22 protein-coding genes are annotated in these 22,220 nt (G+C 64.3%); 10 read left to right on the top strand and 12 right to left on the bottom strand.

Annotated elements, in window-relative coordinates; translation table 11 throughout:
• Nucleotides 1-20 precede the first annotated feature (20 nt).
• Both IVB07_RS15075 and IVB07_RS15070 read left to right on the top strand, forming a co-directional pair.
• Nucleotides 21-566 (top strand): response regulator, encoded by a 546-nt coding sequence (locus IVB07_RS15075; RefSeq protein ID WP_007611745.1) that lies wholly within the window; start codon nucleotides 21-23, stop codon nucleotides 564-566.
• Nucleotides 567-597: 31 nt separating this feature from the next.
• Nucleotides 598-1,176, top strand: a complete 579-nt coding sequence (locus IVB07_RS15070) for an Hpt domain-containing protein (protein ID WP_247361991.1) — start codon at nucleotides 598-600, stop codon at nucleotides 1,174-1,176.
• 124 nt (nucleotides 1,177-1,300) lie between these two features.
• Here the strand turns inward: IVB07_RS15070 and IVB07_RS15065 are convergent, their stop codons facing one another.
• From IVB07_RS15065 to folE, 4 genes are all read right to left on the bottom strand, one after another.
• Nucleotides 1,301-2,476, bottom strand: coding sequence for a DUF2336 domain-containing protein (locus tag IVB07_RS15065; RefSeq protein ID WP_247361988.1), 1,176 nt, complete (start codon nucleotides 2,474-2,476; stop codon nucleotides 1,301-1,303).
• Between the two features lie 204 nt (nucleotides 2,477-2,680).
• The gene (locus IVB07_RS15060) at nucleotides 2,681-3,718 is read right to left on the bottom strand and encodes a lytic transglycosylase domain-containing protein (protein ID WP_247335680.1); all 1,038 of its coding nucleotides are present in this window, start codon (nucleotides 3,716-3,718) and stop codon (nucleotides 2,681-2,683) included.
• Between the two features lie 131 nt (nucleotides 3,719-3,849).
• Nucleotides 3,850-4,272, bottom strand: coding sequence for a phosphoribosyl-AMP cyclohydrolase (gene hisI / locus IVB07_RS15055; protein WP_085351148.1), 423 nt, complete (start codon nucleotides 4,270-4,272; stop codon nucleotides 3,850-3,852).
• Between the two features lie 27 nt (nucleotides 4,273-4,299).
• Nucleotides 4,300-4,992, bottom strand: a complete 693-nt coding sequence (gene folE / locus IVB07_RS15050) for a GTP cyclohydrolase I FolE (protein WP_007602630.1) — start codon at nucleotides 4,990-4,992, stop codon at nucleotides 4,300-4,302.
• 230 nt (nucleotides 4,993-5,222) lie between these two features.
• Between folE and IVB07_RS15045 the strand changes: the two genes are divergently transcribed.
• Nucleotides 5,223-5,678, top strand: a complete 456-nt coding sequence (locus tag IVB07_RS15045; protein WP_007602629.1) for an iron-sulfur cluster assembly scaffold protein — start codon at nucleotides 5,223-5,225, stop codon at nucleotides 5,676-5,678.
• 57 nt (nucleotides 5,679-5,735) lie between these two features.
• Here IVB07_RS15045 and IVB07_RS15040 read toward each other — a convergent pair whose 3' ends face one another.
• Complete coding sequence (locus IVB07_RS15040) at nucleotides 5,736-6,635, bottom strand: hypothetical protein (protein WP_247361986.1); 900 nt, start codon at nucleotides 6,633-6,635, stop codon at nucleotides 5,736-5,738.
• Between the two features lie 253 nt (nucleotides 6,636-6,888).
• Here IVB07_RS15040 and yidD point away from each other — a divergent pair, with 253 nt between their 5' ends.
• The gene (gene yidD, locus IVB07_RS15035) at nucleotides 6,889-7,227 is read left to right on the top strand and encodes a membrane protein insertion efficiency factor YidD (protein ID WP_247361984.1); all 339 of its coding nucleotides are present in this window, start codon (nucleotides 6,889-6,891) and stop codon (nucleotides 7,225-7,227) included.
• A gap of 92 nt (nucleotides 7,228-7,319) precedes the next feature.
• Entirely contained in the window at nucleotides 7,320-7,532 is a 213-nt protein-coding gene (locus IVB07_RS15030) for a hypothetical protein (RefSeq protein ID WP_026232939.1), read from the top strand.
• On the opposite strand, the gene IVB07_RS15025 is transcribed toward IVB07_RS15030, so the two are convergent.
• Both IVB07_RS15025 and IVB07_RS15020 read right to left on the bottom strand, forming a co-directional pair.
• Nucleotides 7,533-8,747: a hypothetical protein gene (locus IVB07_RS15025; protein WP_085351145.1), complete on the bottom strand. Its 1,215-nt coding sequence runs from the start codon at nucleotides 8,745-8,747 to the stop codon at nucleotides 7,533-7,535.
• A gap of 2 nt (nucleotides 8,748-8,749) precedes the next feature.
• A complete protein-coding gene (locus tag IVB07_RS15020) occupies nucleotides 8,750-10,117 on the bottom strand; it encodes an amino acid permease (RefSeq protein ID WP_247371671.1) in 1,368 nt (455 codons plus the stop codon).
• Between the two features lie 329 nt (nucleotides 10,118-10,446).
• On the opposite strand from IVB07_RS15020, the gene IVB07_RS15015 reads away from it, so the two are divergent.
• Entirely contained in the window at nucleotides 10,447-11,778 is a 1,332-nt protein-coding gene (locus IVB07_RS15015; RefSeq protein WP_018455371.1) for an alpha/beta hydrolase, read from the top strand.
• Between the two features lie 68 nt (nucleotides 11,779-11,846).
• Here the strand turns inward: IVB07_RS15015 and IVB07_RS15010 are convergent, their stop codons facing one another.
• On the bottom strand, nucleotides 11,847-12,236 hold the full coding sequence (locus tag IVB07_RS15010) for a hypothetical protein (RefSeq protein WP_026232937.1): 390 nt from the start codon (nucleotides 12,234-12,236) through the stop codon (nucleotides 11,847-11,849).
• Between the two features lie 92 nt (nucleotides 12,237-12,328).
• On the bottom strand, nucleotides 12,329-13,501 hold the full coding sequence (locus IVB07_RS15005; protein WP_247767734.1) for an MFS transporter: 1,173 nt from the start codon (nucleotides 13,499-13,501) through the stop codon (nucleotides 12,329-12,331).
• Between the two features lie 186 nt (nucleotides 13,502-13,687).
• On the opposite strand from IVB07_RS15005, the gene thrS reads away from it, so the two are divergent.
• From thrS to IVB07_RS14990, 3 genes are all read left to right on the top strand, one after another.
• Nucleotides 13,688-15,769: a threonine--tRNA ligase gene (gene thrS / locus IVB07_RS15000; RefSeq protein WP_162496534.1), complete on the top strand. Its 2,082-nt coding sequence runs from the start codon at nucleotides 13,688-13,690 to the stop codon at nucleotides 15,767-15,769.
• A 93-nt stretch (nucleotides 15,770-15,862) separates the two neighbouring features.
• Complete coding sequence (locus IVB07_RS14995) at nucleotides 15,863-16,426, top strand: nitroreductase (protein WP_247361980.1); 564 nt, start codon at nucleotides 15,863-15,865, stop codon at nucleotides 16,424-16,426.
• Between the two features lie 63 nt (nucleotides 16,427-16,489).
• Nucleotides 16,490-17,758, top strand: coding sequence for a serine hydrolase domain-containing protein (locus tag IVB07_RS14990; protein ID WP_085351139.1), 1,269 nt, complete (start codon nucleotides 16,490-16,492; stop codon nucleotides 17,756-17,758).
• 896 nt (nucleotides 17,759-18,654) lie between these two features.
• On the opposite strand, the gene IVB07_RS14985 is transcribed toward IVB07_RS14990, so the two are convergent.
• Complete coding sequence (locus IVB07_RS14985) at nucleotides 18,655-18,936, bottom strand: hypothetical protein (RefSeq protein WP_247361977.1); 282 nt, start codon at nucleotides 18,934-18,936, stop codon at nucleotides 18,655-18,657.
• A 312-nt stretch (nucleotides 18,937-19,248) separates the two neighbouring features.
• Complete coding sequence (locus IVB07_RS14980) at nucleotides 19,249-20,322, bottom strand: hypothetical protein (protein ID WP_204511590.1); 1,074 nt, start codon at nucleotides 20,320-20,322, stop codon at nucleotides 19,249-19,251.
• Nucleotides 20,323-20,564: 242 nt separating this feature from the next.
• Between IVB07_RS14980 and IVB07_RS14975 the strand changes: the two genes are divergently transcribed.
• Nucleotides 20,565-21,605: a patatin-like phospholipase family protein gene (locus tag IVB07_RS14975; protein WP_085361736.1), complete on the top strand. Its 1,041-nt coding sequence runs from the start codon at nucleotides 20,565-20,567 to the stop codon at nucleotides 21,603-21,605.
• A gap of 16 nt (nucleotides 21,606-21,621) precedes the next feature.
• Here IVB07_RS14975 and IVB07_RS14970 read toward each other — a convergent pair whose 3' ends face one another.
• Complete coding sequence (locus IVB07_RS14970; RefSeq protein ID WP_085351136.1) at nucleotides 21,622-22,050, bottom strand: CBS domain-containing protein; 429 nt, start codon at nucleotides 22,048-22,050, stop codon at nucleotides 21,622-21,624.
• Nucleotides 22,051-22,220: the final 170 nt, after the last annotated feature.

Genomic DNA, 22,220 nt, shown 5'->3' with positions numbered 1-22,220 from the left:
ACCACTTCGGCCCGGGCTCCATGTTCCGCATCGATTTCAACAAGCTGCGTTTCCTCGTCTGCGACGACAATCCGCACATGCGCCGCATCCTGCGCACGCTGCTGCATTCGTTTGGCGCGCGTGAAGTCTACGAGGCCGAGGACGGGGCCACGGCGCTGGAAATGTACAGCCATTACGTGCCAGACATCGTCATCACCGACTGGGCGATGCCGATCTTCGACGGGCTCGAGCTGGCGCAGATGATCCGGCAGCCGGAATCCAAGGGCAATCCCTACGCGCCGATCATCATGCTGACCGGTCATTCCGAGAAGCGCCGCGTCACGGTGGCGCGCGATGCCGGCGTCACCGAATTCCTGGCCAAGCCGATCTCGGCCAAGGGGCTCTACCAGCGCATCCTCAACGTGGTCGCCAGTCCCCGCCCCTTCATCAAGACCAAGACCTATTTCGGCCCGGACCGCCGCCGCAACATCAACTCAGCCTATATGGGCCCCGAGCGCCGCGTCGGTGAAAAGCACGAGGTGCTGCAGCAGCCCTCGCTGCTCGACAAGGCCCGCTCCTCCATCTAGCGCAACGTCTCTCACGATCGAGGCCGATATCATGGCGAAGAACAGCGCAAGAGACATCGAGATCACGGCCTTCGCCACGCATCAAATCATCACGCAGCCCAACCCGCTGCGGTCGGTCCTGCGCCGCGTCGAAGACAAAGGCATGGACGATCCGATCGGCCGCGCCGAACAGGCGCTCGCGGGCCTTGCTGGCGAGTTCAAGGACTGGATGGCGACCGAGATCAACCGGCTGTCGGCCGCCTACGTCGCCATCCGGCACGACGGCTTCAGCAAGGACAGGCGCGACGAGTTGTTTCGCGCCGCGCACGACATCAAGGGCGATGCCGCGACTTTCGGCTATCCGGCGGCGGCGGGCGTAGCCGAGAGCCTGTGCCGCGTCATCGAACACGCGCCCGATCTCGAAAAGGTACCGGCCGAGCTGTTCACGCACCACATCAACGCCATCCTTGCCATCGTGCACGAGAACACCAAGCTCGACAGCATCAGCGTCTCCGCCGAACTCAGCCGGCGCCTGCGCAAGGTCGCCGACGACTATCTCGCCGACGCCAACCGCGATCGCCCCGAGCATCTCGAGGTGATCCTGGCACCGAGCATCGCGCCGGCGGGGTAGCGTCGCCGTTCGCGAGGTGTTGTAGGGTGGGCAAAGCGAAGCGTTGCCCACCAATCGACATGAATTGTGCGGAGAGACGGTGGGCACGGCGCAATGCGCCTTTGCCCCGCCCTACAGCGTCTCGTTACGCAGCAATCAGATCGTCATACACCGGATCAACCGTCTCCTCCGCGACCAGCTCGTCGCAGAACAGCCTTGCCTCTTCGCGCGCGGATTCGGTGGCGAAGCGGCGCAACAGGACCATCAGCGGCTCGGTCGCGCCGCGGTCGGTCTCGCAATGAGTGAGTACGCGCTCGACCATGCGGCGGCGCAGCCTCGCTGCATTGTCGTCGCTGTCGACGAAGCCCTGCTCGTGGCAGGCATCGAGCGCGACCTGGAAGGCTGCAAACGTCGCCTCGGGAAGCCCGGCGCGGCGGAGCAGCGCGTGCAGGCTGTTGCCGCCGCGATCGTGCAGCAGCGCGGACACGCGCGCCAGCGGCAGCTCGGCGAGCTCAGCCAGCGCCGCATCGAACAGGTCGAGATTGTTCGACAGCAGCGCGCGCAGAATGAGACCCGCGGTGAGCTGGCCGGTGATGCGCAGGTGCCGAACAAGCCCTTCCATGTCTTCGCCGCGGGAGCGCGCCGCAATGTTCATGGTGGAGCGGTCGCGCGCCTCGGTCGCGATGCGCTCGGCGCGGTCGGCACTCAGCCAGTTCCGGGCCACGACGAATTGAGCCAGCGTCTCTGAGAGTTTGGCCACCAGCGCGGCGCGCGTGGCAGACGGCAGATCCTCCAGCACCAGCATCGCCTCGCGGATCGCGGCAAGATGGCCGTGACGCTCGACGATGCGATCCCAGGAGAACGGCGCAAGCTCTGCATGAGGATTTTCGATCAGCTCGAGCGCTGCCGCCGCGCAGCCGACTTCGGCAATGGCGGCGCAGACCGATACCGGCAGCGCGATGCGGCGCGCGACCGCGCACTGCACCTCGTCGTTGCCGGTCGCGACGATGTCGACGAGATCGGCGTCGATCAGCAGCGGAGAATGTTCGAGCACGGGCAGCGCGACGGTCGGCTGGTCCGCCGACAGCGCCCGCACGATCGACGCCGGCGCTTCGGTACTGCGCGCGAACGCCTCGGCCATCGCCTGCCGCACCAGCGGCGAGGGATCGTCGAGCAGCATCAGAAGCGCGCCTTCAGCGGCAATACGGTCGTCATGGGAAAGGTCTGAGATCAACCAGGCCCGGGCCAGTGCCCGCGTCGCCTCGGCCCGCTCGCCGGCGGGCGCCGTCCTGATCCAATTGATGAACTGCCGAACGATCATGGTGCTTCCGGCTTACGCAACGAAGACGAAGCGGTGACGGCTTGTCACCTGCAACACAAAATAAACCACGACGCTTAACAAAGCGTTCACCATAACTGGCTGGTTTTATTGACGTTTTGTTAAGGGAACAAAGGCGGCCGGTTCACGTCTGGCGCTGCGCAGCAGCGTTCACGCTGCGACGTGTCCGAGATACGGGAGTGCGTATTAGCTTGAGAACGTGCCGCTGCGATCGCTGAAGAGATCAAGCGGCTGGGGCGGCCGGACGTCGGGCGTTGCCGATGGGACCGAGGTCGCGGGTGCGACCGAGGTGAGCGAGGCATTGTTGCCCCACAATTTCTGCACGGTCGTCGAGACCGGCTGGGTGGTGTCGCCGGGCTGATAGATCGAGCGAAACACCGGCGTGATTGGCGCATTGTCCGCGATCGTCGTTGGCGCTGTCGCGCTGACCGGCATCACCGCGCGTGTGTTCGGAAAGGTCTGGAGATACGCGGCATTGTCGATCAGCGGCGCGGCAGGCTGTACGCCGTTGGCGCTCGCGACCTGCGTGGTCGACGGCGTGCCGCCATACATCGCCATCGCGCTGCGGGTGGTTTTCGAATTTGCCGCGCCGGCGTAGCGTGCATCCAGCACGGAATAGACCTCGGAGATGCTGCGCGCGCGGCCGTCCTTGGCGTAGAAGATCGAGCGATTGGCGGACGCCGCGTTAGGAAACAACCGCGCGCCAACCGCTTGCGGATTGTCCTCGGCATTGGCGATCAGTTTCGCGGCGCCGCCGACGCCCATGAAATGCGCCATGTAGAGTTCGCTGTCGGACGGCCTGCGGCCGAGCAGGCCGGTGAGCTTGAAGCTGTTCGACTGCGTCAGCGCAGCCGCCATGCTGGAGGCGGCCTCCGGATCGTCGCGCAGCTTCATGATCGACCGCTTCATCGCGGGATCATCGACGGTGTAGGTGCCCGACGACGTCCTGGTGATGGCGTCCGAATAGTTGCCATAGCCGAGCTGGGTGCCCGCTTCCTTCACCGTGCCAAGCCAGGTCTGGTCGATGAACTGGTAGAGCCCGTGCGCGGATGACGTAGTCGCCCCCGCCGTGGGATCGAAATCCGATTCCATCTTGGCGGTGGTCAGCATGTACTGGAAGCTGACGCCACCTACGTTCGAGGCCTGCTTGATCGCACTGGCGACGCGTGCCCGCGACGGATCAAGGACCGCCGCCTGTGAGACACTGGAATTGTCGACCGACATGATGAAGTGCCCGCCCGCATGGCGTTGAGGCGCGCCGGCAATTCGACGCCCTGTCGTCTCACCGTGGGACAGATATGGTTAATGCGGGGTAAATTCGGGCCGCCAGCGCCGCCCTCCGCATGACGGCAGGACTACTTCTTGTACACCGCGTCCGGATCGAACAGCCTGTCCGCATCGACAAAGACGAGCCTGGCGCCGCCGTCTTCGGCCTCGACCTTGCGGTAGAAGCAGGACCGGCGGCCGGTGTGACACGCAGCGCCGATCTGCTCGACGCGCAGCCAGACCGCATCCTGATCGCAATCGGTGCGGATCTCGAGCACGCGCTGGGTCTGACCTGAGGTCTCACCTTTTCGCCACAAGGCATTGCGCGAGCGGCTGAAGTACCAGGCTTCGCCGGTCGCGATGGTCTTGCGCAGCGCCTCGTCATTCATGTGCGCGACCATCAGCACGTCGCCGGTGGCAAATTCGGTCGCGACGACCGTGACGAGCCCGGCCGCATCGAATCTCGGAAGGAAGGCGAGACCTTCCTCGGTTTCATGGGAGTGAGCGGACACAACGCCCTCGCCGGTCTATTCGCGAGGTCAGCGCTGCAGGCCTCGCACCAGGGACAGAAAACGAGCCTGTTCCGCCGGATTGTCGCGGAACATGCCGGTGAAGCGGCTGGTGAAGGTGGAGGCACCATGCTTGGCGACGCCGCGCACCGACATGCAGGTATGCTCGGCCTCGATCAGCACGGCAACGCCGCGCGGCTTGAGGATCTCGTCGATCGCCGCCGCGATCTGCGCGGTCATGTGCTCCTGGGTCTGGAGCCGGCGGGCGAAGATGTCGGTGAGGCGCGCAAGCTTCGACAGGCCGACCACGCGTTCCACCGGCGTATAGGCGATGTGCGCCTTGCCGTAGAACGGCATCATGTGATGCTCGCATTGCGAGGTGAACTCGATGTCACGCACAAGGACGAAGTCGTCATAGCCGGCGGTCTCGCCGAAGGTGCGATCGAGCACCTCGGCCGGACACTGGTGGTAGCCCTGATAGAGTTCGTCGAAAGCCTCGACCACGCGGCGCGGCGTGTCGAGCAGTCCCTCGCGGTTGGTATTCTCGCCGATATAGGCGAGCAGTGTCTTCACCGCCTGCTCGGCCTCGGCGCGCGCCGGGCGCGGCTGGTCGGCGCGGACGGCGGCGGCGAGGAATTCGGAAGGATCGAGCTCCGCCGGACGGCTCTCGGGCTGCCGATCGGAGGGCTTGTTGGGGCGGATGGATTTGATGGTAGCGTCCATGTCGACTCCGTTCGACGGCCTTGCGGCCGGAGTGTCACCGGCAGACGGGGCGGCGAACCGCCGGACGCCTGAGCGAACAGTTTCTGCGAAAAGTCTGCAAGCCGTAACGCCGGCAGCAGGGTTCTGGATCACACCACTGCCGCAGCGCTGGACTGTTTTTCCGCCAGTTCCGATCCTATATAAGGCCGTGGACGGCGCACGCCAAGGCCGGTCCTGCTGGACTCCATCACATGCTGAACGACATTTATAACAAGCGGATCATCGAACTGGCCGGGAATATTCCGCGGCTCGGGCGGTTGCCGGATCCCGATGCCACCGCCACCGCCCATTCCAAGCTGTGCGGCTCGACCGTCAAGGTCGACCTCAAGATGGAGGGCGAGAAGGTCACTGACTTCGCCCATGACGTGAAGGCCTGCGCGCTGGGACAAGCTTCTTCCTCCATCATGGCAAGTCAGATCGTCGGATCGACTGCGAGCGAACTCCGTGAGTTACGCGAAACTGTTCGCAAGATGCTGAAGGAGAACGGCGCGCCTCCTGAAGGCAAATGGGAAGAGATCAAGTTCCTCGAGCCGGTCCGCGACTACAAGGCGCGCCACGCCTCGACACTCCTGACCTTCGATGCCGTGGTCGATGCCATCGGCCAGATCGAAGCGAAGGCGAAGCAGCCGGCTGCGGCGCAAGGCTGATTCGGAGGCTGATCCCGGGCTCGTCGCAGGGCCCGGAAATAGATCAGAGATTCGAGGCTACTTCTGCGACGCCGCAACCGGCGTGGCCACGCCGCCCGTCGGCACCAGGGCTTCCGCCGTCTTGGTCGACTTCGCAGCCTGCTCCGGTTCCGCACCGAACCTCGCCTGGGTCTTTGGTGCAAGCTCCGCCATTGCCGGCGCGGAGATGTCGACATGCGGCAGCACATCGGCCACGAGATCCGTCGTCACGAGATTGGTGAGCTTGAGCTCGCCTGCATCGAGCTGGTGCAAATCTTCCCAGGGCGGGACGCTAAGCGCGAGCGACAGCAGATCGCCGGCACCGCCCATGTCGAACGTGTATTTGGCAAGCCGGCCGATGTCGCGCTCCACGATCATTAGGTCCTGCGCGCTGTAGCTCGCCGCCTTGGCATCGTCGGCGCGATCGCCCATCCAGATCTGATGAACCCGGACATGGGCCGCGTCCGGCACGTAGCGCTTCTTGCCGGCCAACAGCAGGAACACGCACATGGATTCGCAATAGGCCTCCGGCGCGACTGCAGGACGGGCCGACTGCCCGCCGCGGTTCTGAACGCTAATGCCGACCGTGGTCAGAAGTCCGAGATTGCGGAAGCGCCGGCCGAGCGTGATCGCGTCGTTGACGGAACCCCCGCTGGAATCCAGCACCACGGTGGCGCCGCCGAGCTGGCGCCCGCGGGAAAACTCTTCGAAGTCCCGGGGCGTATCGGCGGTGATGATGCCGACTGCACTGACCCAACCGCGGCAATTCGGCTCGCAGGCGACCCAATTGAACTTCATCGGCAGCTTGCGCTCTTCGAGGGCAGCACCGGCCCGGGCAGACGACCCGAGCATCGCGACGGCACCAGCCAGCACGACTCCACAAGCGGCGATTCCTACCAGCAACCAGCCGCGAAGATTGAGCGCCTTCAGAAGTTTCAAACTGGTCCCTTCCCCAAGTCCCAAGCCTTAGCCCAAGCCTTACGGCGAGCCGACTCAGCCAAGCCCCATTCTGACATTCCAATGAGTCTCACATGGACGTCACAAAAATGGTATCCGGGGGAATACAGCTCGTCCATAGGCATTTGCTGCACTGCTCCCAAAAAGCACGCAAAATATGACGTACAAACAACAGCTTACAGTTCCCTGCACTGGAACCGCGCAACACCTCGCCCACGATCTCAGCAAAGCGCCCATGAAGCAATCAGCCTGCGAGCACTGTTCCAATCCCGTCGCGGGCGCGCTCCGGCTTCCACGCAGATTCGGCCGCGCGCTGATCTGGCTCTACCGCCACACGCTCTCGCCGCTGGTTGGCTACAATTGCCGGCACCTGCCGACCTGCTCCACCTATGGCGACGAGGCAATCGAACGGTTCGGGCTGTGGGCCGGCGGCTGGATGACGCTCGCGCGCCTGCTCCGTTGCAACCCTTTCGGCACCTCGGGCATCGACAACGTGCCCCTCACCGCACCACAGGGCGCGCGCTGGTACTTGCCTTGGCGCTACGGCCGCTGGCGCGGCGTCAACGCATCCTGAGCATGATGCGGCGCCTCAGGTGTCGCTACCTTGAGTGGAACCGAAACTCTCTCCTCGCGTTGCTGTGATGCTCCCCGCGGGAGGAAACAACAATGCGCTGGAAAATCAGCCCTCATTTTCACGTCAGACTTGGACCGGATTCCCGGGGTGGTTCGCGAGGCCACGATCCCAGAACCCTCGACATGCTCGCCATCATCGCCCTGCTGCTGCTCGTGGTCGGCTCCGGCTGGTATCTGGAGACGAGTCTTGCCACGCCGCCTAGCACAACGGCGTTCATCGTGCCGAGCCAGAGCGTGCACTGGTAATTAGCGGGACCAGAAAAAGCGTCCGGGTGGCGGCGGGACCGGCTCAGGCGGACGTGGCCGCTTCGGACGCAGCGGTTTCGGCGACGGCTCGGCGGACGAGGTGGTCTCCGCCCCCGGCGCCGTCTCGCTTCCCGGCACCTTCACCGCCAGCAGCAAGTTCGACTCGTGCATCCGCCAGCGGTAGCCGACGCCGAAATCGATCGGCTGGGCGCGCGTGAACAGCGCGGCGTAGCGTTCCTGGTAGCGGCCGGGAAATTCGCCGATCGGTCCGAGATAGCGGCCGAACGGGAAGAACCGCCATTGCCGCGAATTGTAGCTCGAAAGCGGAATGCCGGAATCGTCCTGGACGATGGTCGCGCTGTTGGCGAGCAACCAGTCGCGCGCCACGGTGAAATTGCCGGAGTGCAGCAGATAGGACGCACTCTTGATCAGGCTGTTGCCGGGTCCGAGCGTCTCGCAGAACTTCAGGAATCCTGCCGCGCGTGCACCTGAATTGGAGAGATCGGTCGAGAAATAATACAGCGTGCGCGCCTCGCCGTCGGGGCCCGCAAAGGTGATGCGGGCGCCGCGCGTCGCGTTCGGTCCTGGATTGTCGTTGCCGACATGCACGCCGCCCCTGTCGTCGAGTGCGACCATCTCGACATTGCGGATGATCTTGCCGGAGCGGACGAGGAAGACGTAGAGGATCGGCAAGGTGCCGTTGACCTGGTTGGTGTGCAGGTCGACCTTCATTTGCTTGGTGATGAAGAAGGAAAAACTCAGGATGGAGCCGAGCGAGCGCTCGACATTATAGAGCGCGGCGCCGACCGAACTGCGCGGCAATCGCGTCAGGTCAGCCACTGCACCGACCGGCTCCAGCGCGCCAAGCACGTAAGTGCTGGCCTTGGGATAGAAGGCGTTGGCGTAGAGGAAGTCGGGGCCGCTGAACCAATAAAACATGGTCGGCTTGGTCGCCGCCAAATTGACGTCGGCCCAGTTGCGGATCTTCGCGAGCTGGCGCTCCTCGAGCTGGGCGAAGGCACTGTCGAAGAATCTCGCGTGGCGTTGCCAACCTGAGTCCTTTGTGAGCGGCACCAGCGGCGAATCCGCCGAAGGCTGCATGCCCGCGAGGAAGCGCGCGGTGTCGTCGAAGGTTGCCTCGGCAGCACGTGCGGACGAGACGGCCGCAGCCAGCAAGGCGAGAGCCACGGCCGCAATTCTCATGGGTCGAAACATGTCTATTCGCGATTGTGTGACGTGCCAGCGGCGACCGGCCGCCTGCGGAAAACAGCATAAATCAACAGGCCCGAGACCATGACGAGCATCCCCGATAGCGATTGCACCGGCCGCTCAGTCAATAAATAGTACATCATCAACGCGGTCACGAGCAGGAACACGAGCGGCGTGAACGGGTATCCCCAGGCACGATAGGGCCGCGGCAAATCGGGATCCGTGATGCGCAGCTTGATGACGCCGGCGACCGTGAAGAACGAGCAGAACAGCAGCGCGAACTGGATGAAGTCGAGCACGGCCTCGAAGCTGCGCGTGAACAGCAGCAAATTGGCGACGGCGAGCTGAAACAGGATGGCATAGGCCGGCGCGCCGCGCACCGATCTCCGCGAGAACACGCGCAGCGCCGGAATATCCTCCCCCATCGTCATCATCACGCGCGGGCCGATCCACATCATCGCGCTGATCGAGGAGATCAGGCCGAAACAGATCATCGCGCCGACGATCCGGCCGCCGAGATTGCCGAAGATCGCGCTGCCGGCAACGCTGGCAACGTCGAGCTGTCCCGCGAGCGCGCCCACCGGCGTGGAATGCAGAAACACCGCATTCAGCGCCACGTACAGCACGAGCACGATCAGCGTGCCCGCGAGCAGCGCGCGCGGCAGGTCCCGCTGCGGCATGTTCATCTCGCCGATGATGTAGGTCGCGGCATTCCAGCCCGAGAACGAATACATCACGAATACGAGCCCGATCGCGAAAGGCGCGCTGACGATATGCGCGAGATCGCCCGCCTGCGGCGTGAAGGCGATCGCCTGCGGCTCGCCGACGATGAAGCCGGCAACCAGGAAGGCAACGATCAGCACGACCTTCAGGATGGTCGAGATCAACTGGAAGGTCGAGGAGTGCCTGACTCCGGTCAGTTGCACGAGCGAGACCAGCCACACCACGCCGATGGCAAGCGGGATCGGCGGCACACCGGGCACGACCGATTTGGCGTATTCGCCGAAGGCCATCGCAGCGAGCGCGACGGGCGCTGCAAAGCCAACCGTCGCCGACACCCAGCCGGCGAGAAAGCCGAAGGCGGGATGATAGGCACGGCCGAGGAAATTGTATTCGCCGCTCGAGCGCGGAAACATCGCGCCGAGCTCGCTGTAGGAGAACACCCCGCACAGCGCGACGATGCCGCCGACCGTCCAAAGCAAGAGGATCGAGAAGCCCGAGGGAATGTCCTTGACCTGGAAGCCGAGGCTGGTGAAGACGCCGACCCCGATCATGTCGGCCACGACGATGGCGGTTGCGACCAGAACGGAGACCCCCGACCCGCTTCCGGTCAGCCGGCCGGTCCAGGGTGCAGTACCCGCATCTGATGCCGTCATCGCCGTCCTCAACCTCAGGCGTCACGCCTCGTGGGAAGCATCGTGCAGCTCGGTCCAGTCAATTCAAGCAGGGTTAACAAGGGTTAAATGAGGCGGGGCCGAATCGGTACTGCAGCACCATCAATGCACGATGCGGGCAATAAAGCGTCGTAAACACCGGGACATCCCGTCTCCCTCCCCCACAATCACGACACGATTGCGTGGTCCCTTTGAGCGTTCCGGATGTGGGGAAGTTTCTCCGGATACTTAACGTCGCCTAAACGCCCATCGGCTCAATTGCCTTAACGATTGCCGATGGACTTGTGGTCATGACTTGGGGTCATGGGTGAATGGTCGGGGCCGTTCCGAAGCCGAGAGCTGACATCCGCGCCGACCGGACCACGTCCGGCGCACGCGGTCGTGCGCTTCGGATCGCTCTGATCTCAGCCTTGGTGCCGTTGTCGCTGACACTGGTTCAATGCGGCAAGGCGCCCAATCCGGCAGCGCTCGCGGCGAACTCGCAGGCCAACGTCCAAGCCAACGTCCAGGTCGTTGCGAAGACAAACCAGCAAGTCGCAAGCAACGACACGTTCGAGGATCGATTCCCGGCCCCCCAGTTCAGGGAGCGCTTCCCATCCGCGAGCGAGGGTTTTCTGCAACGGCAGATGTCGGACTTCTCACCCAAGCGCGCCGTGCAGCCGCAGCCGGAGCAGGCGCCTTACAAGGTTGCTTCGCTCGCGCCGCAGGCCCCCTACCAGCGTCCGCCACGCGAGGACCTGACGACGCTCGTCAGCATGAAATCGTCAGCCTTCCCCTATTTCGGCAACAACCCTGCCTCCGACGCGCCATTCCTCAACATCTCCAAGGGCGACCGCCGCGGCCACCGCAGCTATTCCGGGCGCGTGTTCTGGCAGGACGAGACTTACAACGATAACCGCGTCCTGATGCACGTGCCCGAACATTTCGACGTGCGGAAGCCAGGCGTGATCGTGGTGTTCTTCCACGGCAATGGCGCGACGCTGGAGCGCGACGTGCGCGACCGCCAGCTGGTGCCGCAACAGATCACTGATTCCGGCGCCAACGCCATCCTGCTCGCACCGCAGATGGCGGTCGATGCCGCCGATTCCAGCGCAGGAAAATTCTGGCAGGCTGGCGGCCTCAAGCGCTTCATCGACGAGTCGGCGAACCATCTCGCCCGCCTCACCGGCGATCCCAACAGCGCCCGCGCCTTCGCCAACATGCCGATCGTGATCGTCGGCTACAGCGGCGGCTTCCTGCCGACGGCCTGGAGCCTCGAGGTTGGTGGCATCAGTGACCGTGTCCGCGGCGTCGTGTTGCTCGACGCCGTCTATGGCGAGATGGACAAGTTCGCCTCATGGATCGAGAGCCACCGCTCCGGCTTCTTCGTCAGCTCCTACACCCGCTACACCGCGCGGCGCGACCGCGAACTGATGAGCACGCTGCGGCAGAAAGGCATAACCGTCTCCGAAGACATGGACGGCCCCTTGCGTCCGGGCAGCGTGGTGTTCGTCGAAACCGGGGACGGCATCACGCATCGTGACTATGTGACGCGAGCGTGGACGCGGGACCCGCTCAAGGACGTCCTCGTGAAGATGTCGGCGACGCCATCACTCGCGCTCACGCGCGTGGCCTCCACCAATCCATCCCCGTCGAGCCGGTAAGCCCGCGATATTGCGCCGTCGGTATTTTGGCTAGGTGGGCCTGTAACTGTCGCAGGCCCTGATCTGCCTCAGGTCTTTGGCAGCTTCGGAATGCTTTCGGCAAAGCCGTTGAAGCAGGCCAGCCGCTCGTCCTCTTCCTTGAAGAAACGGCAATCGGCGTAGCCCTTGGCCTTGGCCGGCTTCGGCTTTGGCGTCGGCGGGATCACGGCGTCGTAGCAATTGAGCCGGTCCTTGGTGCCGTCATCGAGGTCCAGGCAAGCCTGCAGCCGCGCCGCGATGGATTGTGGCTTGCCCTTCGGCGCGGCAGCCGGCTTGGCCGCAGCCTCCTTGGTGCCCGCCTTGGTCCCTTTGGGCTTGACCTGCACCAACGGCTTGTCTCCGATCATTGGTGGCTTGTCGGCTTGCGCGAAAGCGGAAGCTGAATAGAGCACCGCGGCAACCGCCAGAATCATCCTCATCTCAGTCAACCCTCTTTGGTCCCCATGACCGGCCTTCTAGCCTCCCGGCGCGCGGTTTGCCAAGCACCTTGCGCACACAGGCACGCTTCCGTTCAGGCCGGGGCGGCTGTTGCCGGCCGGGGCCGGGTCAGGACGACCAGGATCAGCGCCACCACCACGAAACCGACTGCGACGAAGCCGAGCGTATGCAGGAGCTCGCGGGCGAACAGCAGTCCGCCGACGGCAGAGCCGACCGCCTGGCCGATATAAAGGACGGAGGTGTTGAGTGCGACGGTCGCCGATGCCAGCGACGGTGCGGCCGAGACCAGCCGCACCTGCTGCATCGAATTGGTCGAGGCAAAACCGAGGCCCCAGATCGCGACCGCACCCGCCATCAACGCGAGCGTGCCGGCGCCGAGTGCCCAGCCCGTGATTCCTGCAAGCAGCAGGCAGGTGAACAGCAGCGAGGTGCGATAGGGTCCCGAGGTGTCGACGATGCGGGTCGCGATGACAACGCCGAGGAAGCCGCAGACGCCATAGAGAGCGAACACCAGGCCGATCGCATCGGGCCCTGCGCCGGTCAGCTTGTTGAGCAGCGGCCCCATGAAGGTGAACACCACGAACTGCCCGGACATCTGCAACATCGTGATCGCAAACAGAAGCCGGATCGTTCTGTTGCGACCGACCGCGCTCCAGGTCTTCAGATCCACCGGCGTCCCCTTCAAGCCCCCCGGCAGCCGCATCAGCAACAGCAGGAAGCTGACGCAACCGAGCGCGCCGATTCCGCCATAGGCCGCGCGCCAGCCATAGCGGCTGGCGATGAAGGTGATCAGCGGCAGGCCGACGGCGGCAGCGAGCGACCAGCCGAGAAAGATGTAGGCAATCGTGCTGCCGCGACGCTCCACCGGCACGATCAACGCCGCCGTACCGGCGGCCTGCGGCGTGTAAAGCGCGCCGACCGCGAGCATCACCAGGCGGATGACGAGGAGGCTCGCATAGTCGGGCGCAAAGGCCGAGGCCAGATTGCCAAAAGCGAGCGCCGCCAGCGTCGTGGTGAGTAACGCCCGGCGCTCGATCCGGCTGGTGAGCCAGGCCGTCAGCGGCGAGCCGATGCAGAGGATGACAGCCCCGAAGGTGATCAGGAGCGCAGCCGCATGGATGCTGACGTCGAGCCCCGTCGCCAATTCCGGCAGCATGCCCGCCGGCGCCAGTACTGAGCAGCCGGTGACGAGATTGCCGAGCATCAGGGCGGTTGGCGCGAAACGGCCGGCGCGTGCATTTTCCATGCAAACGCATGTAGAGCCGCCTTGCGACCAGTTAAAGGGCGTTGCCCGGAATAGTTCGTGCAGCGCCTCCGCTTTTGCGCGCCGGTTTCTTGGAAATGCCGGATTGCGCAGGCCGACTCGCCTGATATATCGCTCGTTCCCGCTTACCTGCGCTCGTTCGCAGGAGTGAGCCTCAGGAGACATGCCATGACCGACCAGCCCAAGGACCCATCCAAGGACCAATCCAAGTCCGAGCAGCCCAAATCCGAATCCGGCTTCCAGTACAGCCTCAGCAATTTGAGACCCGTGACCCCACCGGAAAAAATCACCCTCACCTTCCCCGACGGCGCCCGGCGCGAATACGCCAAGAGCATCACCGGCCTCGAACTCGCCAAGGGAATTTCGCCGTCGCTGGCCAAGCGTACGGTCGCGATGGCGCTCGACGGCGTGGTCTCCGACCTCGACGATCCCATCGAAGCCGATGCCAGGATCGAGCTGATCAACCGGGACGATCCGCGCGCGCTCGAGCTGATCCGCCATGACTGCGCCCACGTGCTGGCCGAAGCCGTGCAGACGCTGTGGCCGGGCACGCAGGTCACCATCGGCCCCGTGATCGAGAACGGCTTCTATTACGATTTCTTCCGCAACGAGCCGTTCACGCCGGAAGACTTTGCCGCGATCGAGAAGAAGATGCGCGAGCTCATCGCGCGCGACAAGCCTTTTACGAAGGAGGTTTGGGATCGCGAAAAGACCAAACAGGTGTTCCGCGACAAGGGCGAGGCGTTCAAGGTCGAGCTGGTCGATGCCATTCCCGGCAACGAGCCGATCAAGATCTATTACCAGGGCGACTGGTTCGATCTCTGCCGCGGCCCGCACATGACATCGACCGGTAAGGTCGGCAACGCCTTCAAGCTGATGAAGGTGGCCGGCGCCTATTGGCGCGGCGACAGCAACAACCCGATGCTGACCCGCATCTACGGCACGGCATTCGCCAAGCAGGAGGACCTCGACGCTTATCTGAAGCAGATCGAGGAAGCGGAAAAGCGCGACCATCGCAAGCTCGGGCGCGAACTCGACCTCTTCCACTTCCAGGAGGAAGGTCCGGGCGTCGTGTTCTGGCACGCCAAGGGCTGGACCATCTTCCAGCAGCTGATCGCCTATATGCGACGCCGCCTGGCCGGTGACTATAGCGAGGTCAACGCCCCCCAGATCCTCGACAAGTCGCTGTGGGAGACCTCCGGCCATTGGGGCTGGTACCGCGAGAACATGTTCGCGGCGCAGTCGGCCGGCGAGGAGGCCGAAGACAAGCGCTGGTTCGCGCTGAAGCCGATGAACTGCCCAGGCCACGTGCAGATCTTCAAGCATGGCCTGAAGAGCTACCGCGACCTGCCGCTGCGGCTCGCCGAGTTCGGCGTGGTGCACCGCTACGAGCCGTCCGGCGCGATGCACGGATTGATGCGCGTGCGCGGCTTCACCCAGGATGACGCGCACATCTTCTGCATGGAGGATCAGCTCGCCGACGAGTGCCTGAAGATCAACGAGCTGATCCTGTCGACCTATGCCGATTTCGGCTTCACCGGCGATCTCACTGTGAAGCTGTCGACCCGGCCGGAGAAACGCGTCGGCACCGACGCGATGTGGGATCACGCCGAGCGCGTGATGGCGACGGTGCTGCGCGAGATCCAGTCGCAGAACAATCACATCAAGACCGAGATCAATCCGGGCGAAGGCGCCTTCTACGGACCGAAGTTCGAATATGTGCTGCGCGACGCCATCGGCCGCGACTGGCAGTGCGGCACCACGCAGGTCGACTTCAACCTGCCGGAACGGTTCGGTGCGTTCTACATCGACCACGACAGCGGCAAGAAGCCGCCGGTCATGGTGCACCGCGCGATCTGCGGTTCGATGGAGCGCTTCATCGGCATCCTGATCGAGCACTATGCCGGCAACTTCCCGCTCTGGCTGTCGCCGGTGCAGGTGGTGGTCACCACCATCACGTCGGAAGCCGACGAGTATGCCAAGCAGGTGCTGGAGCAGGTCCGGCGTGCGGGACTTCGAGCCGAGATCGACCTGCGCAACGAAAAGATCAACTACAAGGTCCGCGAGCATTCGCTCGCCAAAATTCCGGCACTGCTCGTGGTCGGCAAGAAAGAGGCCGAGACGCAGTCGGTCTCGATCCGCCGGCTCGGCAGCGACGGGCAGCAAGTGACGACGACGGTGGAAGCCATCGCCGCCCTCGTCGACGAAGCGACCCCGCCGGATGTGAAGCGGGCGCGTGGCGCGACCTGACATCTGAAATCGGTCTAAACTCGCTTTCGGTTGCGGGCGTGCATTCCTATGTGGGGACTGCACGCCCCACGACCAGCCGAAGAGGAAACCGCAGTGCCCGACGCCATCGAACTCCTGAAGACCCGCCGCTCGGTCAAGCCGCGCGAGATGTCCGGACCTGGCCCCTCCCCGGCCGAGCTCGAGACGATCCTCACCATCGGCGCGCGCGTGCCTGATCATGGCAAGCTCGCGCCCTGGCGCTTCATCATCTTCGAGGGCGATGCGTGCCAGCGCGCCGGCGAGGTGATCGCGAAGGTGTTTGCCCGGAAGAATCCCGGCGCGCCGGCGGCCGACGTCGAGACCGAGCGCAAACGCCTCACGGATGCGCCGCTGGTGATCGGCATCGTCAGCTTCACCAAACCGCATCCGAAGGTGCCGGCCTTCGAGCAGGAATTGTCGGCCGGGGCCAGCATTATGAACATCGTCACGGCCGCGGCGGCGCTCGGCTACGGCGCCTGCTGGCTGACCGGCTGGTTCGCGTTCGATCGCGACGTGCTGGATGGCCTCGGCCTCAAGCCGGACGAGAAGCTCGCGGGCTTCGTCCATATCGGCAAGCCGACCAGGCCGAGCGAAGACCGTCCGCGACCGGTCCTTTCTGAAATCGTGACGCGATTTTAATCGAAGGCGTGTTGACGCCTTCGACGTCTTGCGGCTTTGATCCCGGCGAGGGAGGAAGCCCGGATGAAGCGTCGTGAATTTCTGGTCGGAGCCGCGCTGCTGGCCGGCACGATGGCGCGAAGCCGCGCCGCCGACGTCCCCGCGCCGTCGTCCGACGGGCTCGACCGTATCACAGCGTATTTCGACAACGAGGTGACGAATGGCCGGCTGCCCGGCGCCGTGGTGCTGGTCCAGCAGCACGGCAAGCCGGTCTATCTGAAGACTATTGGCGTGCGCGACACCAGGACCGGTCTCGCGATGACGCCCGATACGATCTTCGCCATCCACTCGATGACCAAGCCGATCACCTGCCTTGGCGCGATGATGCTGATCGACGAGGGCAAGCTCGCGCTCACCGACCCCGTGTCGAAATACGTTCCCCTCTTCGCCGACACCAAGGTGGGCCTCGAGGTCACCAATCCCGACGGCACGTTGCACCTGGATCTCGTGGCCCCGGTCCGTCCCGTCAACATCGAGGATCTGCTGCGGCACACCTCGGGCATCAGCTACGACTACATCGGCGGCAAATGGGTCGAGCAGGCCTACAAGGCCGCCAATATCTTCGAAGGTCAATTCAACAACAGGGAATTCGCCGAACGCATCGCAAGGCTGCCGCTGGCACGGCAACCGGGAACGCTGTGGCGCTACGGTCATTCCACTGACGTCCTCGGCAGCGTCATCGAGATCATCTCGGGCCAGACGCTGTACGAATTCCTCAAGCAGCGCATCTTCGATCCGCTCGGCATGAGCAGCACCAAGTTCGCGCTGGCGACCGAGGACGAGCTTGCGCGGATGGCGCGGCCGCTGCCGAACGACAACATCCTGCTCGCCGCCGAGCGCGAGCGCCTCGATCACCCCGAATGGCAGTCCGGCGGCGGCGGGCTGCTCTCGACCATCACCGACTACCAGCGATTCGCGCAGATGCTGCTCAATGGCGGCGAGTTCGACGGCAAGCGCTATCTGAGCCCCGCTGCCTTCAAGGCCATGACGACCGATCACGTCGGGCCGGGCTCGGGCGTCGGACGCGATTACTTCTATTTTCCGGGCGACGGCTTCGGCTATGGCTATGGCCTCGCGGTGCGGACCGATCCCGGCAACGCCAAACCGCCGCCGCCGGGCTCGCTCGGCGAGTTGAAATGGGACAGTGGCAGCGGCACCTATTTCGGCGTCGATCCCAAGCTCGACATGGTCTACCTGCTGATGCAGCAGACCCAGAACGAGCGCAGCCGCATCACGCCGGCCTTCAAGGCGCTGGTCTACGACTGCTATCCGTCCGAGTTACGCCGTCCGTGAATCTCGCTCGCCGAAATCGGCGAGCAGCTTTGCGATCTCGGCGGCGTATACTCCCATCATCCTCGTCATTGCGAGCGCAGCGAAGCAATCCGGACTGCCCACGCGGAAAGACTCTGGATTGGTTCGCTGCGCTCGCAACGACGGAGTCTGTGGGTGGAAGCGTCGCACTTTCATCGCATTCCGGATCGCAGACGCACCTTCGCATCCTCGCGGCTTGTTCGCCCGAGCTTTGCCTCGATGCCTTACCCTCAAATGAAAGAGGGCGCAGGGAGACCGGGTGCCGGCTGGCACCCGCGGTCCACTGTGCGAGATTGTCGTGAACAAAATTGCACAGCAGCATACAGGTGAAGCCAAAACATCCGGCCTTCCCTGCGCAGTGGCTTTACGGCTTATGTCGCGCTCTCCCCGGGGAGCGATGCACTATTGCCCCCGTCGCCTTGCGGATGGCTGACGCGTGCGCCCGGTTGGGCAACCCACATCACCGCAACGCTTGACGCACAGACCCCGGGCGTCAGGACCACACGATTTTGCCGTACGCCGATCACACCGGTCGTGTGCGCGAGGCCTTCGCTCACGGTTGCCCGCCCTGCGAAGCCGATCGCGCCGATGTGACTAACGTCCACCGCCGTCCGGCCCGCGTTCGTGACGATCGCGATACGCCCCTCTTCCTTGGGCCGGGTTGCGGCGACACATACGTCGTTTCCGAAATTCGGCAAAGCGGAATATTTTCGCGGCTCGCGTTGACCGACAATTTGGGTGTTTTGCCCGTCGGGCAACGCAAGGTCTTGTAGCCCGGATGAGCGAAGCGACATCCGGGATTCCGACCACGAGCTGTCCTGGGTATCGCTTCGCTCACCCGGGCTACGGGACTTATCGGACTGCACGCGCAGTCCCGACTAGTCCTCGCTGGACGTCGCCAAGCGGTTGCGCAGATAGGCCTGCGACAACAGAAAGAACAATGCGCGCTCGCCATGATATTTGGCGGACGGCCGAGTGCGCTCGAAGCCATCGGCAAATTTCTTGCCGGATTGGTCGCACACCTGCCACCGCCAGCCGAACCGCTTACGCCTGGTGAGGATCACTTCGAACATGCCGACGAGCTTGGTCCCCTGCTCCTTGCCGGTCTCGCAGACGCACGAGCCTGCTCCGGCCTCCCCCGTTGGAGTGATGTCCGACATATAACGCGGCAGGATGGAAAGCGAATAAAATTGATTATCGGAAATAGGTATCTTGCACCGGCTGTGAGGAAGTCGCGGCGCCGCTGGAATAAGCCGGCTGTGCCGGTGTTGATCGGTCCTGCTTGGTAGCGCTGCCAGAGCTGTTCAAATCGAAACGCCAACAATCGCAACAGCAAGCGGAGCAGCGGAAAGCATCTGCTTTCGCACACGGGACTGGCGGTAATGAGATATGGGAATCCATGCGCTGAATGAGAAGTGTTCACCAGGCACGAAGACCAGCGTCAGGCCGCATGCGGCATCACCGCTCAAGCACTACCGCGCGACGACCTCGACTTCGCCGTCGACGCCGTTGACGACATTGAAGCCGCGCTCGTAGACCTTGCCCTCGTTCTTGGCGATGGCGCGGTATTCGCCTTCGGAGAGCACGACGCGGGGAAAGGCGCCGATCGATTCCTTGATGACGTCGCCGCCCGGGGTCAGTACCGACCAGGCGGTGTTGGCGAGCGCCTCGCCGCCCCTGTCGCTGACGAGCTTGAGCGTGATGACGGCAGCGCGGTGGGTGATGGTGACGTCGGTGAGCTTGCTGGCCTGGACGCGGATGTCCGAGCGCACCACCGAATTGGCGTCGCCGTAATTCGAGATGATGTAGTAGGTGCCCTCCGGCAGCAGCACGACGTCGCCGGCGGCCACGTTCGGCACCAGGGAGGCGCGTTCGCCGGATTCGAACTGGCTGCCCTTGTAGATCGCGAACGAGATCTGGTTCTGCGGAATGCGACTGGTGCCGACGCGGCCCTCGATGCGCAAGCCGCCGGCGGGCAGCACGAAGGACTCGCGATCGGTCTCGGCTTTCAGGCTGACGGTGCGCACCGCGCTGACGAGGCCAAAGGCGACATGCACGACGTAATTGCCGGGCGGCAACACGATGTTTGGCGTGGCATTACGATCTTCGCGAATCAGCTTGAAGGTGCCGTTCTCGTCGGGACGATCGGCAAACACGCGCCAGACCAGGCCGCTGGTGATCGGCGGGGTGTCCTTGCCGTATTTCGCGGTCAGCGACAGCACGCCCTGTCCGGGCACCGCCGCGTTGAGCGGCGGGGCGGATGGCACAGTCGTGACCGCGGGCGGCGGCATGCTGGGCGTGGTCGGCTGCAACAGGGTCGGCGGCAGGCTCGGCGGTCCGGCACCCGGGCCGGAGGGCGGCGCCAGACTGACGGCACCGCCGGGATCGGGCACCGACGCGGGCGGCACCGGCGGCGGACGATCGGAGAAAAGCTGCGCCTGCGCAGCATTTTGGCCAAGAGTATAGAGGCAGGCAGCAAGGACCAGCACCGGCAGCAGCGATGTGCTGCGCCGCCATCCGATGATGCCGTCACCCCCGAGAGTCATGCCACCTGCTTTTCACCGAAAACGCGGCAAATTCAAGCCTCTGGATCCCCGAGAAATACGGCCAATACGGTTCTTTGGAACCCGGCTGACGCCTGCGTGATTACCCCAGGGGCACCCGTCCCTCGCCATACTCCTGCCCCGCGCGCTTCCCAAACCGGCATAAACCATGCTTCGGCCCGGTTCTGGCGGAGCGCGAGTGCGGTGCCTAGTCTGATGGCGGGTCCCGGCGTAGGAGAGTTTCGGTGCTGGACATATTGAAGGGTCGGGGTTCGAACAGCGATAAGGTCGGCGAGAAAGTCGGCTTGGGCAGCATCCGCCGGCCGGTCATCGGCCTTGCCCTCGGCGGCGGCGCGGCGCGCGGCTTCGCTCATATCGGCATTATCAGGACCCTGCTCGCCAACGGAATCGTGCCTGACGTCGTGGTCGGCACCTCGATCGGCGCAGTGGTCGGCGGCCTCTATGCGGCCGGCCGGCTCGATACGCTGGAAGAATGGGGCCGCAGCCTGCAAGGCATGCGCAACATCCTCGGCTATCTCGACATCCGCCTCAACGGCTCCGGCCTGATCGGCGGCGAGAAGCTGGCGACCCGGCTCGAGGCTGCCTGCGGCCAGAGCCAGATCGAGGATCTCCCAGTCAAGTTCGCCGCCGTCGCGACCGAGGTCCGCACCGGCCACGAGATCTGGCTGACGCGCGGCCGCGTAGTCGACGCGATGCGCGCCTCCTACGCGCTGCCCGGCATCTTCTCTCCGGTCCTGATCGGCGATCGCTGGCTGGTCGACGGCGCATTGGTGAACCCGGTGCCGGTCTCGGCCGCCCGCGCGCTCGGCGCGGAAATCGTCATCGCCGCAAATCTTTCCAGCGACATCTTCACCTATTCGACGACGGTCTATTCGCACGGCGCGATGCCTGAACCGGTGATCCCCGCGACCGAAGAGCCGGCGTCAAAGCGGCGCTTCCCGAGATTCTTCTCGCCTGAGAAGACGGTGAAGCGCGAGTTCTTCGGCGGCGGCAGCGCCCGGCCCGGCCTCTCCTCGGTGATGGTCGACGCTTTCAACATCATGCAGGACCGTATCACCCGGGCCCGCCTCGCCGGCGATCCGCCCGACATGCTGATCACACCGCGGATCGGCCAATTCGGCTGGTTCGATTTCCACCGCTCCGAAGACCTCATCGCGCTGGGCACCCGCGCAGCCGAGCGTGCGCTGGAGTCCATCCAGGAGGCAATCCACGAACTGGCGCCCGCGCCCGAGGGCGCCGCGCCCAAAGCCGACCAGCAGGCCTGATCAGGCGGTCTACTGATCAGGCAGTCTTGATGTAGTCGCGCAGAGCTTCCTGCTCGGCCTCGTATTCCTGCACCCGACGCTTGACGATGTCGCCGATCGAGATCAGGCCGACCACCTTGCCGTTGTCGACCACGGGCAGATGGCGGAACTTGCCGGTGGTCATCATCTCCATGAGTTCGGCGACCGTGTCGGTCTCCTTGCAGGTGACCACCTTGCGGGTCATGACCTGCGAGACCGGCTCCTCCAGCGCGCCGGCGCCGCGCTCGCCGATCACCCGGACGATGTCGCGTTCCGACAGGATGCCTTCCAGCCGGCTCTGGTTCATCACCAGCACCGCGCCGATCTTCTTGTCGGCGAGCAGTTTGACCGCGGCAGCCAGCTTGGCGTCGGGCTCGACGCTCATGATCTGGTGGCCCTTGGTGTTGAGAATCGAACGTACCGTCATTGTCGCCTCCCTGAATCGCAACCGTCCGCTGTTCGCGGTCCGGACTTGTTCTTCGAGTCTTCAACTAACAGTTTCAGCGCCGGTTTCACGTTCAGGCGCTTTGCGAAGCATCGCCGCTAGCGGCCTGTCGCTTCGGAACATTCTTCTCGGGAATGATGGATGAATTCGGG

Source organism: Bradyrhizobium sp. 172 (assembly GCF_023101065.1).
In the GTDB taxonomy this organism is placed as follows: Bacteria; Pseudomonadota; Alphaproteobacteria; order Rhizobiales; family Xanthobacteraceae; genus Bradyrhizobium; species Bradyrhizobium canariense_D.
This window is presented reverse-complemented; position numbering and strand designations above follow the sequence as displayed.